The following is a 15,608-nucleotide window of genomic DNA, read 5'->3' on the forward strand; positions in this document are numbered from 1 at the left end:
CCGATGACGAGTGCAACCTTCGTTCCGGGGCCGGCCCCGACCAGGCTCACGCGCCTGCGGGACCTGCCCCGGCGAGGGCTCGTGGCCGGAGGGGGACACGTCCGTGAGATCTGCGGGCACTGGGGGGCCGGCGGCGAGTTGCACTGGATGCTGCAGCTGGTCGAGCTGCGGCGTCCGGAGGGGGTGCTCCACCTCCCGCCGGACGCCGCGCACACGCTCGCCGGCATCGGCGGGCCGCAGGTGGGCGTCGGGCCGGGAGCCGCGGTGGGGCTGCGCAAGGAGCGCGTGCTGCACTACGCGGGCGCGTTCCTCGAACTGCGACGCCCGCAGTTGCGTGCCGCAGAGCTGAGCCGCGTGCTCGTGCTCTCCTCGGTGCCGGCACGGGCGACGCCCGCGCTGGTCTTCTCGGATCTGCACGGAGCGCCGGTGCTTCCCGAGGACCTGCGAGCGATCGTGGTGCGCTCGGGGAGGGTGAGCGCGGGCGGCAGCACCGCGACGGCGATGGAGGCGCTGGTGCTCCCGGACGAGGCTCCGGGGGAGGGCGGTGTCGCAGGCCTCGGGGTCGTCGCCGACGACGCCCGGGTGCTGATGGTCGTCGGTTGAGAGCCGAGCGGATCCGAGTCCAGGCGGATCCGCTCGGCTCTGCTTCAGGCGGCGTCCTCCGCCAGGCCGATGACGATTCCGCCCGGTCCTCGGAAGTAGCACAGGCGCACGAGTCCGCGGTAGTCGACGACCTCGCCCAGCAGCTCGCCGCCGAGCGGGCCGAGGCGCGCGATCGTGTCGTCGAGATCGTCGACGGCGAACATCACCCGGTGGAACCCGAGCGTGTGGGGGATCGCCTGCACGCCTCGTCCGAGCAGCTCCGGCGCGTGATACGTCGCGAGCTCCAGCTTTCCCGGAGCACCGGGGATGCGCATCATGGCGATCTCCGATCGCATCCCGCTCAGCCCGACGACGCGTCCGGCCCATTCGCCCTCTATCAGCTGTCGTCCCTCGAGCTCCATCCCGAGCACGGTGAAGAACTCGACTGCGAGGTCGAGGTCGTCCACCACGATTCCCACATTGTCCATGCGCATGATCGCCATGCGGCCACGGTACTCCGGTGCGTGCGAGGGGCTGTCAGCTGAACACGCTCATCCCGTACAGCACGAACACGAACAGGTGAGCCGCGCCGTGCAGCGCCGTGAGACGGCGACCCAGGAACGTGGCGAGGGTCAGCAGCAGCGTCACGCCTAGCAGCAGCAGGTTCACGGGCGACTCGGCCAGCAGCACGTGCTGACCGGTGAGGAGTCCGATCGTCAGCACGGCGGGGATGGTCAGCCCCGCCGTGGAGACCAGGGCGCCGTGGCACAGGTTGCTGACGCGCTGCATCTCGCCGCCGAGAGCCGCCCGGATCGTCGTGATCGTCTCGGGCAGGAACACGATCATCGCGATCAGGATGCCCGACAGCGCGACCGGTGCTCCCAGCCTGTCCAGCCCCTCATCCAGCAGCGTCGCCATGTCGTGGGAGAGCAGCACGATCGGCAGCACCATCGTGATGAGCAGCAGCGTGCGGGCGATCAGCTCGGCACGATGCTCGAGGAGGACCGCGCCGATCGGCGCCCGCTCTGCATCGGAGGAGGACGAGGAGGAGGCCGCATGACCGGCATCCGCCGCTTCCTGGAAGTCCGCCCGCTGTGCGCCCATCTGACGCAGCAGGAAGAAGGCGTAGAGACCCACCGTCAGCAGGACGAGGGGGATCGCCTGCGCCGGGGCGTAGGCGCCCTCGCCGCCGATCAGGGCGGGCAGCGCGAACGCCACCGAGAGCAGCACGATCAGCATCCCGAGGTACAGCGAGACGCCGGTCGGGTTCGCGCGGAGATGCCGATGCCGCATCCCACCCACCAGCAGGGCGATGCCGACCACGAGGTTCATGATGATCATGGACACGGCCATCACGGAGTCGCGGGCGATCGTGGTGTGCTCGCCCGGGCCGAGCATCACCGCGGCGATCAGGATCACCTCGATCGCGGCGATGGAGATCGTCAGCACGAGGGTCCCGTACGGATCGCCGAGCCGGTGCGCGAGATGCTCCGCCTCGGTGACGACGCCGAACGCGCTCACCGTGATCACGGCGACGATGCCGCCGAGCAGCAGCCACAGCAGCCAGGCCGGCAGCGGGCCGTCCAGCGCAGGGGTGAGCGCCAGCAGCAGGAGGAAGGATCCCCAGCCCAGGACCAGCCGGAGGACGGCCGTCGGGGTGAGGACGGTGCGGAGCAGGGTTCGCATGGCGGATGCCGAATCCGCAGGGCCGTCCCCGCCTGTGATGACTCCGCACGGGTCGTCCCGGCGGTCGCTTCGTCCCCATTCTACCAAGGAACATCCCGACGCCGCCGGACGTTGGGACCCGATGTGAGCATCCTCCAGAGCGTCGTCATCGGGGCGGGCCAGGCCGGCCTGTCGGCCTCGTACCACCTCAAGCGGCTCGGCATCGAGCACGTCGTGCTGGACGCGAACGACCGCCCGGGAGGCGCGTGGCAGCACCGGTGGGATGCCCTGACCATGCAGGACGTGCACAATGTGGCCGAGCTTCCCGGAGACACCCCGCCCGCGCACACCTCCGAGCGGGCGAACCAGGCGGTGCCCCGCACCTTCGGCTCCTACCAGCGCGCGCACGATCTGCCCGTTCTCCGGCCCGTCACAGTGCGCGAGGTCGTCGACGAGGACGGCATCCTCGTGGTGCGCGCCGACCAGGGGGAGTGGCGCACTCGCACGCTGGTGAACGCGACGGGCACGTGGAGCCAGCCCTTCCTGCCGCACTACCCGGGTATGGAGACGTTCCTCGGCGAGCAGCTGCACACCGTCGACTACCCGGGCCCCGAGCATTTCCGGGGCAAGCGGGTGCTGGTCGTGGGCGGTGGCGCCTCGGCTGTGCAGTTCCTCGGGGCGCTGGCGCCGATCACCGACACCCTGTGGGTCACCCGGCGCCCGCCGGTGTGGCGCACGGACGACTTCAGCCCCGAGGCCGGGGCCGCCGCCGTCGCCCTCGTCGAGAAGCGCGTCGCGCAGGGCCTGCCGCCGGAGAGCGTGGTCAGCGTCACCGGGCTCATGCTCCGCCCGCAGGAGCGCGAGGCCCAGCGGCTCGGGGCCTATGCCGCCCGTCGCGAGATGTTCCAGAGCATCGAGCCCGACGGCGTGCGCTGGGCGGACGGCTCCTTCGAACGCGTGGACGTCATCCTCTGGGCCACGGGCTTCCGTCCCGCCATCGCGCATCTCGCGCCGCTGCACCTGCGCAGCCCGCTCGGCGGCATCCAGCTCGACCGAGCCGGGCGGGGCACGACGGCGGTGGCCGATCCGCGCATCCAGCTGGTCGGATACGGGCCGTCCGCGAGCACCATCGGCGCCAACCGTGCGGGCCGCACCGCGGCCAAGGGCGTGCAGCGCAGTCTCGCCGCCCGGGAGACGGTCAGCGTCATCGCGTAGCGTGGACGCATGCGCAGATCCGCCTGGGGAACAGCGATCGCCGCGCTCGCCGTGATCGCCCTGGTCGGCTGCGCGCCTTCGACGGCGTCGCCGCAGGCATCCGCCTCACGCACCATCACGCCCACGCCGTCGCCGACACCCACTCCGACAGTGGACCCGGTGCGGGCCGCCGTCGCCAGGATGAGTCTCGCGCAGCAGGCGTCGAGCGTGATCATGGGCACGGTGCCGGGCACCGACCCCGCCGCACTGCGCGCCTTCATGACCTCCGGGCCGGAAGGCTCCTCGCTCGGCGGCTTCATCCTGATGGGATCGAACATCGCCGCCGACGCGGCGCAGGAGAAGGCTGTCACCGACGCGCTCCGCATCGATCCCGCACTGCCCCCTCTGATCGCCATCGACCAGGAGGGCGGCTACGTCTCCCGCCTGCCCTGGGACACCCTGCCGGGCGGGCGCCGCATGCAGTCCGTGGATCCGGGTCAGGCGCAGCAGGTGTTCGCGCAGCGAGCGGCGATGATCGCCGCGACCGGGGCGAACCTCAACTTCGGCATCGTCGCCGACGTTCCCGTGAACCCGAAGTCGTTCATCGCGCCGCGTGCGCTCGGCGCGGACCCGGCATCCTCTTCGGCGCGGGTCGTGGCAGCCGTCGAGGGGGAGAAGGGGGTCGTGCTCTCCACGCTGAAGCACTTCCCGGGCCACGGAGCGACAGCCGGTGACTCGCACGTCAGCATCCCCTCGACTCCGATGGGCCTCGACGAGTGGCGGGCGGGACCGGCGGCGCCGTTCGCGGCCGGCATCGGCGCGGGCGCCGAAGTGCTCATGTTCGGGCACCTCGCCTACACGGCGGTGGACGCCGCACCAGCCTCGCTCTCAGCGCGCTGGCACGAGATCGCGCGGAACGATCTGGGATTCACGGGCCTGATGATCACCGACGACATCGGGATGCTCACCTCGTCGGGGGTCGCCGCCTACCGGGACCCGGTGGCGGATGCCGTCGCGGCGCTCGCCGCGGGGAATGACATGGTGCTGATGATCGCGGGATCGGACGCAGGGACCGCGGGGCGGATGGCCCAGGCGATCGTCACCGCGGTGCAGGACGGCACGCTGCCCGCGGAGCGGCTCCAGGATGCCGCCGAGCACGTCATGGCCCAGCGGATGGCGCTCCGACCGGCTCAGTGACCGGCGTGCGCTGCTGAGCCTGTCGGGGCACCGATCCAGGCGTGCAGGATCCGCTCCCGCATGACCGTTCCCCGGTCCGCGAACTCACGCTGCCGGCGCACGTACTCCGCCTTGCCCTCGGCGGTCTCGATGTGCACCGGCCGCACGCCCCAGGCGGACAGGTCGTAGGGCGCGGCCTCCATGTCGAGCAGCCGGATGTCGCGCGCGAGCTCGAAGGCGTCCAGCATGAGCTCACCGGGTATCAGCGGGCCCAGCTTCACCACCCACCGGTACAGGTCCATGCCCGCGTGCAGACAGCCGGGCTGCTCCAGGTCGGGCTGGGAGCCGCGCGTGAGCGGGAGACGGTTGCGGGGCACGGCATCCGGTGTGAAGAACCGGAAGGCGTCGAAGTGCGTGCAGCGCAGCTCGTGCGTCTCGACCACCGCATCCGTGCCCGCCTGGCCCAGCCGAAGGGGGACCGGATGGCGGTGCTCCTCCTCCCGGTAGACCATCGCCCATTCGTGCAGGCCGAAGCAGCCGAACTGGCCTGGGCGCGAGGCGGTGCGGCGCAGCATCCGCTCCACGAGGTCCGCGAGCTGCGGCTTCTCGGCGCGGAACAGATCTGCGTCCGGGACCACGGCGTCGCCGTCCGCGGAGGAGTACCAGCGCCACCCGGCCCGCTCCGGCGCGTCCTGCAGGACGACTCCGGCGCCCGGATGCCAGCGACGCAGCATGGCGGGCTTGTAGGAGTAGTACGTGAAGAGGAAGTCCCACACCGGATGCTTCTCGCCGCGCGCCGCGCGCTCGCGGTGCGCCGCGGTCAGCGCATCCGCTCGCGCCTCGTGCGCGCGGGCGCGCTCGGTCCACTCGTCGCGGGAGAGAGTGGTGGGCACCCCACGAGGATACGCGGCTGCGACGATCGGAGCACCGGGCCCGCCCCCGGAAACCGTCCAGCGAGCGTCCGGGATGCCGTCGTTCTCGTGCTGTTCGCCGCGTCCCGGCACCGGCGCAGGGCCCGTGAGCTCGCATTGCGCCGGACCTGGACGCACGACGGCATCCTCTCCGTCATCGTCCCCGCCCACAACGAGGCGGCGGGCATCGAGGCGGCCGTCCGCTCCATCGCGGCATCCCGCCGTCCGGTCGAGATCATCGTCGTCGACGACGGCTCGACCGACGGCACAGCCGACATCGTCGAGGCGCTGGGCCTGCCGCAGGTCACCGTGATCCGTCAGCCCAACGGCGGCAAGCCGTCGGCGCTCAACACCGGCATCGCCGTCGCCCGCGGTGAGATCGTCGTGATGGTCGACGGGGACACGGTCTTCGAGCAGGACACCGTGGAGCGGCTCATCCAGCCGTTCGCGGATCCCGCCGTCGGCGCCGTCTCGGGGAACACGAAGGTCGTCAACCGCGGCGGCGTGCTGGGCGCCTGGCAGCACATCGAGTACGTGGTCGGCTTCAACCTCGATCGCCGGCTCTTCGACGTCGCCGAGTGCATGCCCACGGTCCCGGGAGCGATCGGCGCGTTCCGCATCGAGACGCTGCGCCGCGTCGGCGGTGTGAGCGACGACACGCTCGCCGAGGACACCGACCTCACGATGGCGATCTGCCGCGACGGGTGGCGCGTGGTGTACCAGGAGGACGCGCGCGCCTGGACCGAGGCCCCGGCCTCGCTCGGCGCGCTGTGGCGGCAGCGCTACCGCTGGTGCTACGGGACCATGCAGGCGATGTGGAAGCACCGCGGCGCCGTGCTGCAGAAGGGGCCGGCCGGAAAGCTCGGACGACGGGGACTCGGGTACCTGCTCGTGCTGCAGGTGATCCTGCCGCTGTTCGCGCCCGTCGTCGACATCTTCGCCGTCTACGGTCTGCTGTTCCTGGATCCGATGCGGATCGCCGTGCTCTGGCTGGCCTTCCTCGCCCTGCAGCTGGGCATGGCCGTCTACGCGTTCCGCATGGACGGCGAGTCGCTGAAGCCGTTGTGGACGCTTCCGCTGCAGCAGGTCGTCTACCGGCAGATGATGTATCTGGTGGTGATCCAGTCGCTGTTCACCGCACTGGCGGGCACCCGGCTGCGCTGGCACCGGATGCAGCGCTACGGCACGCTCACCGTCCCGCCTGCGGTGACGACGGGCTGAGCGTCGCGCCCGCGTGCCGACGCAGGCCGTTCCGGGATCAGCTCGGGATCAGCTCGGGTCGATGATGCCGGCCTCGCCGAGAAGATCGCGCAGGCCCGCGCCGTCTTCGGCGCTCACCCACGGCACCGAGTCCGCGCTGTGCTCCACCGTCGCACGACCTCCGGCCAGCACCGCCTCGGCGGGCAGCAGGCGTCGGATCGCGACGCCTGCGACGGACTCGGGATGCTCCTCGAGGAACTCGGAGTAGATGATCTCGTCGTGCTGACCGTCATCGCCGATCAGCAGCCAGCGCACGTCGGGGAACTCCGCCGCCAGGCGACGCAGGTTCCCGGCCTTGTGCTCGCGGCCGCTGCGGAACCAGCGATCGTGCGTTGGGCCCCAGTCGGTGAGCAGCATGGCGCCCGCGGGGAAGAGGTTGCGGCTCAGGAACCGACGCAGCGTCGGCGCGATGTTCCAGGCTCCGGTCGACAGGTAGATCACCGGTGCGCCGGGGTGATCGCGGCGCAGCTGCTCGAGCAGCACCGCCATGCCCGGGACCGGGGTCCGGGCATGCTCGTCCAGCACGAAGGAGTTCCAGGCTGCGATGAACGGCCGGGGGAGCGCCGTCACCATCACGGTGTCGTCCACATCGCAGACCACGCCGAAGCGCGCGTCGTCGCCGACCACGAACACGGCGGCCTCGACGGGCTCGCTCCCCTCCACCGACATCGTGAACGTCTGCCAGCCCGGTTCGAGGTGCGCCTCGATGACCGTGTCCACAACGCCACCGCGATCGGCGACCACGTCGTGGGTGCGGCCGCCCAGGTGCACCTGCACCGAGGCGAAGCTCACCGGGATGCCGACGAACGCGCGCCAGCCGCGCACTCCGGCGCCCTCACCGCGGGCGCGCTTGGGCGGTGGCGGCACGATGAGCACCCGGCCCGTGACACGCACCCAGCCGGTTCCGCCGTAGCCGGGGAACGGAACGATCGTCGCCGAACGGCCACGCCTGCGGGCGCGGCGTTCGCGCCAGACATGGAAGCGGTGCTCGAGGCGAGCGAACCAGTGGATCTTGGCCGCTGAGGCAGAGGACATCGGGTCCAGTCTTTCACGCTTCCCGGTTCGGCTCATCCTGCATGTGGCGCTCCTCGCGCCGGGCGATGAGCTTCTTGACGACCAGCACGGCGATCAGCAGCACCGCGATGGCGCCGACGAAGACATAGCCCGCGTAGTGGATGCGCTGCGAGAGCTCGTGATAGCTGCCGGCGGCGCCCGCCGCCAGACCCACGTAGATGGTCGTCCAGACGACGCACGCGGGCAATGTCCAGGCGATGAACCGCCGGTAGGCGTAGCCGCTCATCCCGACCGTGAGGGGAACGAGCGAGTGCAGCACGGGCAGGAAGCGCGACAGGAAGATCGCGATCCCGCCGCGGCGGCGCAGATAGCGCTCGGACCGTTCCCAGTGCTGCTCGCCGATGCGTCTGCCCAGCCAGGAGGAGCGGATGTGCGGCCCCGCCCATCTGCCCAGCCAGAAACCCAGCGACTCGCCGATCAGCGCGCCGACCACGACCGCGAGTCCGAGCGCGATGCCCTCGGCCCACGAGGTGACCCCGATCGCCGCCACCAGCACGACGGTGTCGCCGGGGACGACGAGCCCGATCAGGATGCTGGTCTCCAGCATGATCGCGACGCCCGCGAGCACCGTGCGCAGGACGGGGTCGACGGACTGGACCGTCTCGATCGCCCACTGCACGAAGTCGTTCACCTCACCGAGCGTAGATGCTGTCGCAGGGATCTACGCTGTGAACGTGCCCGCCCCGCTCGAAGCCCTGCCCCTGGACGGCGCCGTCTCCGCCGAAGCGCTGTTCCTGCAGCTGTTCGCCCAGGCCGAGGCGGCGTTCTGGCTGGATGCCGGAGCGGATGCCGCGGACGGCTGGAGCATCATCGGGACGGGTGACGTCGAGAGCGATCAGCGAGCCGTGCGGGCAGTGCCGCTCGCGGCCGGCGCGGCCGCGGCATCCGGGATCCTCCCCGAACGCGCCGAGCCGCCGTTCCGCGGCGGGTGGGTCGGCTGGCTGAGCTACGAGCAGGGCGCCGAGACGCTCGGAGCGCCCGTCGCCCGGGACGATGCGGGCCGGCATGGCGGAGCTTGGGTCGCCGTCGCACGCGCTGTCGCCGTCGACCATCGCACAGGCCGTGCATTCGCCCTCGCGCCGGCGGAAACGGCATCCGCCTGGCGCGACGAGGTGCAGCGGATCCTGGCGGCGCGTCCCGCCGTGCAGCCGGTCGCGCCGGCCGGACCGCGCGAGGCCACCGCCCGGCACGGCGTCGACGAGTACATGGACATGGTGGAGCGCTGCCGCGACGCGATCGAGCGCGGAGACGCCTACCAGCTGTGCCTCACCACGCGTTTCACGGTGCCGGGGACGGTCGAACCGCTGGCGGCGTACCGGCGCCTGCGCGCCGCGACGCCCGCGCACCACGGCGGGTACATCCGCATCGGCGGGCGGCACCTGCTCAGCGCCAGCCCCGAGCAGTTCCTCTCCGTCGGCGGCGGGATCGCGTCCACCAGCCCCATCAAGGGCACCCGTCCCCGCGCCGCCGACCCCGTCGAGGATGCGCGTCTGGCCGAGGAGCTGCGGACGGATGCCAAGGAGCGGGCCGAGAACGTGATGATCGTCGACCTCATGCGCAACGACCTGTCGCACGTGGGCGAGCCCGGCACGGTGCGCGTCGAGCGGCTGTGGGAGGTCGAGTCGTACCCCGCCGTGCATCAGCTGGTCAGCACCGTGAGCGTGCGGCTGCGTGAGGGCGTCACCCTGGGGGACCTGGCGGATGCCGCCTTCCCCGCGGGCAGCATGACAGGAGCGCCGAAGCTGTCGGCCATGACGATCCTGCACGGGCTCGAGCGCGCTCCGCGCGGGGTGTACTCCGGATGCTTCGGCCATGTCGGCGTCGACGGCGGGGTCGACCTGGCGATGGTGATCCGCTCGATCGTCGTCGAGCCGGACGTCACGTACGTCGGCGCCGGGGGCGGCATCACCTGGCTGTCGAAGGCGGATGCCGAGGCGGCGGAGGTCGCGGTCAAGGCGCGCGCACCGCTGGCGGCGCTCGGCGCGGCCGTGCCCGCCGAGTGGGCGGGCATCCTCCAGTCGCGATAACCTGGAACATCCCGTTCTCCGGGGCTCCTCGCATCGTCAGATTGGTCGTTCCTTGTCCGAGCACGCGTCCGAAACCCACCCCGAATCCGCTGAGGCGATGTCCGCGCACGACATCCAGGCCAAGTGGCAGCAGTACTGGGCTGAGAACGAGACGTTCCTCGCCGGCGGCGAGGAGGACGACCGGCCGCGCAAGTACATCCTGGGGATGTTCCCGTACCCCTCCGGCGACCTGCACATGGGGCACGCGATCAACTACCTGTACCCCGACATCGTCGCGCGGTACTGGCGGCACCGCGGGCACAACGTGCTCAACCCGATCGGCTGGGACTCGTTCGGCCTGCCCGCCGAGAACGCCGCCATCAAGCGCGGCGCCGATCCGCGCGAATGGACCTACAAGAACATCGATCAGCACAAGGCCGGCTTCCGCGGCTACGGCATGTCGTACGACTGGTCGCGCGTGCTGCACACCTCCGACCCCGAGTACTACCGATGGAACCAGTGGCTGTTCCTGAAGCTGTACGAGCGCGGCCTGGCGTACCGCAAGAAGAGCGCCGTGAACTGGTGCCCGAACGACCAGACCGTGCTGGCCAACGAGCAGGTCGTCGACGGACGCTGCGAGCGCTGCGGCGCCGAGGTCGTGAAGAAGAAGCTCACGCAGTGGTACTTCCGGATCACCGACTACGCCGACCGCCTGCTGGACGACCTGGACTCCCTCGAGGGCCACTGGCCGCACAAGGTGCTGCAGATGCAGCGCAACTGGATCGGCCGCTCCACCGGTGCCGACGTCGACTTCCGCATCGAGGGCCGTGAGGAGCCGGTGACGGTGTTCTCCACCCGTCCCGACACGCTGCACGGCGCCACGTTCTTCGTGGTCGCCCCTGACGCCGATCTGGCCGCCGAGCTGGCGGCCGGCTCATCCGCAGAGGTGCGCATGCGCTTCCAGGACTACCTGGACCAGGTGCAGAAGCAGACCGAGATCGAGCGCCAGTCCACCGACCGGCCGAAGACCGGTGTGTTCCTGGAGCGCTACGCGATCAACCCGGTGAACGGCGAGAAGCTGCCGATCTGGGCCGCCGACTACGTGCTGGCCGACTACGGTCACGGCGCCGTGATGGCCGTGCCCGCGCACGACCAGCGCGACCTGGACTTCGCCCGCGCGTTCGACCTGCCGGTGAAGATCGTCGTCGACACGACGGTCGAGGGCGGTGCGAACGAGGGCGGCGATCTGGCCGAGCTCGACCCGTCCGCGACCGGCACCGCGCTGGTCGGCAACGGCCGGCTGGTGAACTCGGGCGAGATCGACGGGCTCGACAAGGCCGAGGCGATCGCCACGACCATCGAGCGGCTGCAGACGGCCGGCACGGGCCGTGCGGCCAAGAACTTCCGCCTGCGCGACTGGCTGATCTCGCGTCAGCGCTTCTGGGGCACGCCGATCCCGATGCTGCACCTGCAGGACGGCGAGGTCGTCCCGGTGCCCGAGGACCGGCTGCCGGTGACGCTGCCGAGCGTGGAGGGGCTGGACCTGCGGCCCAAGGGCACCTCGCCGCTGGGAGCGGCGGAGTCCTGGGTGCGCACGATCGACCCGGCGTCGGGCGAGCCCGCACTGCGCGATCCGGACACCATGGACACCTTCGTGGACAGCTCCTGGTACTTCCTGCGGTTCCTGTCTCCGAACAGCGACCAGTTCGCGTTCGACCCGGCCGAGGCCAAGCGGTGGGCGCCGGTCGACGGCTACTTCGGCGGCATCGAGCACGCGATCCTGCACCTGCTGTACTCGCGCTTCATCACCAAGGTGTTCTACGACCTCGGGCTGATCGACTTCCAGGAGCCGTTCTCCAACCTGGTCAACCAGGGCATGGTGCTGATGGACGGCTCGAAGATGTCCAAGAGCAAGGGCAACCTGGTCGAGCTCTCCGATCTGCTGGCGCAGTACGGCGCCGACGCCCTGCGCCTGGCGCTGGCCTTCGCCGGCCCGGTGGAGGACGACAAGGAGTGGAACGGCGTCTCGCTGTCGGGTGCGCACAAGTTCCTCGCCCGTGTCCTGCGGGTCGGGGACGAGACCGCCAGCCCGGTCGGAGCGGACGCCACTGCCGGCGACGTCACGCTGCGCCGCATCACGCACCGGCTGCGTGCGGATGCTCCCGGCCTGGTCGAGCAGACCAAGTTCAACGTGCTGGTGGCACGACTGATGGAGCTGGTGAACGGCATCCGCAAGACGATCGACACCGGTGCGGGGGCCGCCGACCCAGCGGTGCGCGAGGCCGCCGAGACCGTCGCCATGATGGTCGAGCCGATCGCCCCGCACACGGCTGAGGAGCTGTGGGCGCGTCTCGGTCACGAGCCGTCGGTGAGCGCCGTGCAGTGGCCGGACGCCGAGCCCGCTCTGCTGGTGGAGGACACCGTCACCACGGCCGTGCAGGTCAACGGCAAGGTGCGCACCACGCTCGACGTGCCAGCCGACATCTCCGAGGCCGACCTGGAGGCAGCGGCACGTGCCGACGAGAAGGTGCAGCGGGCCCTGGAGGGCAAGGAGATCGTGCGCGTCATCGTGCGCGCTCCGAAGATCGTGAACTTCGCCGTCAAGGGCTGAGACTCGCGTGGGTCGCCGACCCCGACGACGTGAGAACTCCTGCACATCCTCGTGATGTGCAGGAGTTCTCCACATCCGTCGCGATTCCCGGCATCCGGCGTCCGCGCGGATGCGTAGCGTGACGGAGTGCCCGCACCCGAACCAGCCGCTGAGGACGCCCCGTCCGAGGACGCCGCGCCGCGTCGACGACTGCGGCTGGGCATCGGGGCGGCGATCACCCTCGGTCTGGTGGTGCTGTCCGCGGCGGTCGGCTGGGGCATCCTGCGCGGACAGGCCGCGCCCATGGACGCCATCGCGCTCGACGACGGCTCGGCGACGAGCGCGGACGGGGTCGCCGTCGAGGGCGGCGGTCTGTACGTGCACGTGCTCGGCGAGGTGGCGAAGCCGGGGCTGTACATCCTGGATCCGGATGCCCGGCTCGTCGACGCCCTCGCGGCGGCGGGCGGCACGCTCGACACCGCCGACCTGCAGGCGGTGAACCTGGCGCGGCCGGTCAGCGACGGAGAGCAGATCGTCGTCCCCGCCCAGGGGACGGGGCCGGCCGCCGACGGGGGAGCAGGGGCTTCCGCGGTCGGTGCGGACGGACGTGTCGATCTGAACGCGGCGACTCAGGCCGATCTGGAGACGCTGCCGCGGATCGGACCGGCGCTCGCGCAGCGGATCCTGGACTGGCGGGAGCAGAACGGCCGGTTCCGCGCCGTGGAGGACCTGCTGGCGGTGCCGGGCATCGGCGACAAGCTGCTCGCGGGGCTGCGCGAGAAGGTGCGCGTGTGAAGGCGCGCCCCGGCATGATGGGCCCGCTGACGTGAGAGATCTGCGCACCAGCCTGCTGGCCGTGGTCCTCTGGGCGGTCGCGCTGCTGTGCATCCACGTGCCGGCGCTCGCAGTGCCTCTCGCCGGGGCGGCGGGCACCGGGGCCGCCGCGGCCGCACTGGCCGGGCGACTCGCACGTCGCCGCGTGAACGGGCTCGTCGTGCTGATGCTGCTCTGCTCCAGCGCAGTGGGGCTCGTCGTCGCCGCCGCGCAGCCTGCACGAGCGACGCTCGCCGAGTCGGACGGCAGGGCCGTGGAAGCGGTCGTGGACGTGTCGTCGTCGGCCTCCGTCGGCGCGGACGGCCGGCTGTGGTTCGACGCGCGCGCCGTGGCGCTCGGCCCTCCCGGGCAGCTCCGGCAGATCAGCGTGCCGGTGCGCGTCGGCGTCGCCCGCACGGACGGCGTCGAGATGGGTGCTCGGCTCCGCGTGACCGGGCAGGCGAAGGCCGCGGAGCCGTCCGAGCAGGCCGGCCTCGTGGTCTTCGGCGCGGATGCCGAGGTCGTGCGGCGCGCATCCGGGATCTTCGCGATCGCCGCCACCACCCGGGCCGACTTCATCGCGCGCGCGACCCGCCTGCCCGAGCCCGGCGCCGGTCTGCTTCCGGGGCTCGCGGTCGGCGACACCCGCGCGGTCTCCGAGGAGCTGAACGACGCGATGCTGGCATCCGGTCTGAGTCACCTGACGGCTGTTTCCGGCGCGAACTGCATGATCATCGTGGCCGCGGTCTTCTGGCTCGTCTCCCTCGCCGGCGGCGGGCGCACTCTGCGCGTCGTGCTCTCGCTGCTGGCTCTGGGGGCGTTCGTGGTGCTGGTGACGCCGGAGCCGAGCGTGGTGCGCGCCGCGGTGATGGCCGCGCTCGCGATGCTCAGCATCCTGCTCGGGCGGCCCAGCGCCGGTCTCGCGATGCTGTCCCTGGCCGTGTGCGGGCTGCTGATCGCCGATCCCTGGTTCGCGGCGTCACCGGGATTCGCTCTCTCCGCCGCGGCTACGGGCGCGCTGCTGGTGCTGTCGCGCCCGCTGCTGCGCGGCCTCGGCCGATGGATGCCCGCGCCGCTCGCGCTGGCGCTGTCGGTGCCGCTCGCGGCGCAGGTGGTCTGCGGGCCGATCATCGCCCTGTTCTCCGAGCAGCAGTCGCTGGTCAGCGTCCCCGCGAACCTCATCGCCGAGCCCGCCGCGCCGCTCGCGACCGTGATCGGGCTGCTGGCCTGTCTGACGGCCGCGGTCCCGCCCGTGGCGGATCTACTCGCCGCAGCGGCGTGGCTGCCCGCGGCCTGGATCGACGTGACGGCGAGGATCAGCGCCGCCCTGCCGGGAGCGACGGTGGCTGTCGTCGCCGGTCCGTTCGCCGCTCTCGTCGTAGGGCTGCTCAGCGCCGCGATCGTGATCGTGCTGGTGCGCCCGGCATCGCGTCGCCTGCGCACCGCATCGGCCGCGGTGATCGTCGTCGCGCTGGCGATCGCCGGCGGGCGGATGCTGCTCATCGGCCCCCTCGCGCCGCTGACCACCCCGTCGGAGTGGTCGATCGCGGGCTGCGACATCGGACAGGGCGACGCGGTTCTCATCCGCTCGGCGGGGCGCACCGCGCTGATCGACACCGGCCCCGATCCGGGCGCGCTGCACGAATGCCTGGCGCAGACCGGGACGACCCGGATCGATCTGCTCGTGCTCACGCATTTCGACCTCGATCACGTCGGCGGAACGCCTGCCGTGGTGGGCATGGTCGGCACCGTGCTGCACGGGCCCGTCGCCGAAGCCGACGAACGGCGGATGCTGGCGCGTCTGGCCTCGGCCGGTGCGGCGCTGCGTGACGCGAGCGCGGGGATGTCGGGGACACTCGGCGACGCGCAGTGGCGGGTGCTGTGGCCCGACGCCGATCCCGTCGTGTTCCCGTCGGGCAATGACGCCAGCGTCGTGCTCGAGATCTCGGGCGGGGGAGTGCCGCGCACGCTGCTGCTCGGCGATCTGGGCGCGGGCTCGCAACGGCTGCTGCTCTCCTCCGGCCGCATCCGCGGCGCCTTCGACGTCGTGAAGGTGGCCCATCACGGCAGCCGCGACCAGGAGCCGGCCCTGTACGCGGCTCTGCGCGCCCCTGCGGCGCTGATCAGCGTGGGGGAGGGAAACGACTACGGGCATCCGCGGGCGGAGACACTGGCGCTGCTGGACGCCGCGGGGTCGCAGGCGCTGCGCACCGATCAGCGCGGACTCGTCCTGCTCGGGCAGCGAGACGGCGAGCTGCTGGTCTGGTCGACCCGCGCTCCGCCGGACGGCTGAGCGCGGCAGCGGCCCCAGCGGCACCTCGGCCGCCGGATCGCGCG

The 15,608-nt window shown here is 71.7% G+C and carries 13 protein-coding genes; 8 read left to right on the forward strand and 5 right to left on the reverse strand.

Annotated elements, in window-relative coordinates; translation table 11 throughout:
- The first annotated feature begins 3 nt into the window (after positions 1–3).
- The gene (locus ACTJJ4_RS01065) at positions 4–603 is read left to right on the forward strand and encodes a hypothetical protein (RefSeq protein ID WP_440941656.1); all 600 of its coding nucleotides are present in this window, start codon (positions 4–6) and stop codon (positions 601–603) included.
- A gap of 44 nt (positions 604–647) precedes the next feature.
- Here ACTJJ4_RS01065 and ACTJJ4_RS01070 read toward each other — a convergent pair whose 3' ends face one another.
- Entirely contained in the window at positions 648–1,085 is a 438-nt protein-coding gene (locus ACTJJ4_RS01070) for a VOC family protein (protein ID WP_440941657.1), read from the reverse strand.
- A 34-nt stretch (positions 1,086–1,119) separates the two neighbouring features.
- A complete protein-coding gene (locus tag ACTJJ4_RS01075) occupies positions 1,120–2,268 on the reverse strand; it encodes a calcium:proton antiporter (protein WP_440941658.1) in 1,149 nt (382 codons plus the stop codon).
- Positions 2,269–2,391: 123 nt separating this feature from the next.
- Here ACTJJ4_RS01075 and ACTJJ4_RS01080 point away from each other — a divergent pair, with 123 nt between their 5' ends.
- Positions 2,392–3,462, forward strand: a complete 1,071-nt coding sequence (locus ACTJJ4_RS01080; protein WP_440941659.1) for an NAD(P)-binding domain-containing protein — start codon at positions 2,392–2,394, stop codon at positions 3,460–3,462.
- A gap of 9 nt (positions 3,463–3,471) precedes the next feature.
- Positions 3,472–4,638, forward strand: coding sequence for a glycoside hydrolase family 3 N-terminal domain-containing protein (locus ACTJJ4_RS01085; protein ID WP_440941660.1), 1,167 nt, complete (start codon positions 3,472–3,474; stop codon positions 4,636–4,638).
- On the opposite strand, the gene ACTJJ4_RS01090 is transcribed toward ACTJJ4_RS01085, so the two are convergent.
- The gene (locus tag ACTJJ4_RS01090) at positions 4,632–5,510 is read right to left on the reverse strand and encodes a 3-methyladenine DNA glycosylase (RefSeq protein WP_440941661.1); all 879 of its coding nucleotides are present in this window, start codon (positions 5,508–5,510) and stop codon (positions 4,632–4,634) included. The two genes, ACTJJ4_RS01085 and ACTJJ4_RS01090, sit on opposite strands and share 7 nt — an antisense overlap.
- Before the next feature lie 87 nt (positions 5,511–5,597).
- On the opposite strand from ACTJJ4_RS01090, the gene ACTJJ4_RS01095 reads away from it, so the two are divergent.
- Entirely contained in the window at positions 5,598–6,749 is a 1,152-nt protein-coding gene (locus ACTJJ4_RS01095; protein WP_440941662.1) for a glycosyltransferase, read from the forward strand.
- 48 nt (positions 6,750–6,797) lie between these two features.
- On the opposite strand, the gene ACTJJ4_RS01100 is transcribed toward ACTJJ4_RS01095, so the two are convergent.
- Both ACTJJ4_RS01100 and ACTJJ4_RS01105 read right to left on the reverse strand, forming a co-directional pair.
- Positions 6,798–7,823 (reverse strand): App1 family protein, encoded by a 1,026-nt coding sequence (locus ACTJJ4_RS01100; RefSeq protein ID WP_440941663.1) that lies wholly within the window; start codon positions 7,821–7,823, stop codon positions 6,798–6,800.
- A 13-nt stretch (positions 7,824–7,836) separates the two neighbouring features.
- Complete coding sequence (locus ACTJJ4_RS01105) at positions 7,837–8,493, reverse strand: DedA family protein (RefSeq protein WP_440941664.1); 657 nt, start codon at positions 8,491–8,493, stop codon at positions 7,837–7,839.
- 43 nt (positions 8,494–8,536) lie between these two features.
- On the opposite strand from ACTJJ4_RS01105, the gene ACTJJ4_RS01110 reads away from it, so the two are divergent.
- The 4 genes from ACTJJ4_RS01110 to ACTJJ4_RS01125 all read left to right on the forward strand — a co-directional run bounded on the left by ACTJJ4_RS01110 (position 8,537) and on the right by ACTJJ4_RS01125 (position 15,564).
- The gene (locus ACTJJ4_RS01110) at positions 8,537–9,889 is read left to right on the forward strand and encodes an anthranilate synthase component I family protein (protein WP_440941665.1); all 1,353 of its coding nucleotides are present in this window, start codon (positions 8,537–8,539) and stop codon (positions 9,887–9,889) included.
- A gap of 97 nt (positions 9,890–9,986) precedes the next feature.
- Positions 9,987–12,479, forward strand: coding sequence for a leucine--tRNA ligase (gene leuS / locus ACTJJ4_RS01115; RefSeq protein WP_440941666.1), 2,493 nt, complete (start codon positions 9,987–9,989; stop codon positions 12,477–12,479).
- 126 nt (positions 12,480–12,605) lie between these two features.
- Positions 12,606–13,253, forward strand: coding sequence for a helix-hairpin-helix domain-containing protein (locus ACTJJ4_RS01120; protein WP_440941667.1), 648 nt, complete (start codon positions 12,606–12,608; stop codon positions 13,251–13,253).
- Positions 13,254–13,284: 31 nt separating this feature from the next.
- Positions 13,285–15,564, forward strand: coding sequence for a ComEC/Rec2 family competence protein (locus tag ACTJJ4_RS01125; RefSeq protein ID WP_440941668.1), 2,280 nt, complete (start codon positions 13,285–13,287; stop codon positions 15,562–15,564).
- The last annotated feature ends 44 nt before the right edge of the window (positions 15,565–15,608 follow it).

Source organism: Microbacterium sp. 22195 (assembly GCF_052056515.1).
Lineage (GTDB): Bacteria > Actinomycetota > Actinomycetes > Actinomycetales > Microbacteriaceae > Microbacterium.

Coding starts and splice junctions, on each gene's coding strand:
- ACTJJ4_RS01065 (WP_440941656.1), top strand. CDS start 4: ATGACGAGTGCAACCTTCGTTCCGGGGCCGGCCCCGACCAGGCTCACG.
- ACTJJ4_RS01070 (WP_440941657.1), bottom strand. CDS start 1,085: ATGGCGATCATGCGCATGGACAATGTGGGAATCGTGGTGGACGACCTC.
- ACTJJ4_RS01075 (WP_440941658.1), bottom strand. CDS start 2,268: ATGCGAACCCTGCTCCGCACCGTCCTCACCCCGACGGCCGTCCTCCGG.
- ACTJJ4_RS01085 (WP_440941660.1), top strand. CDS start 3,472: ATGCGCAGATCCGCCTGGGGAACAGCGATCGCCGCGCTCGCCGTGATC.
- ACTJJ4_RS01100 (WP_440941663.1), bottom strand. CDS start 7,823: ATGTCCTCTGCCTCAGCGGCCAAGATCCACTGGTTCGCTCGCCTCGAG.
- leuS (WP_440941666.1), top strand. CDS start 9,987: ATGTCCGCGCACGACATCCAGGCCAAGTGGCAGCAGTACTGGGCTGAG.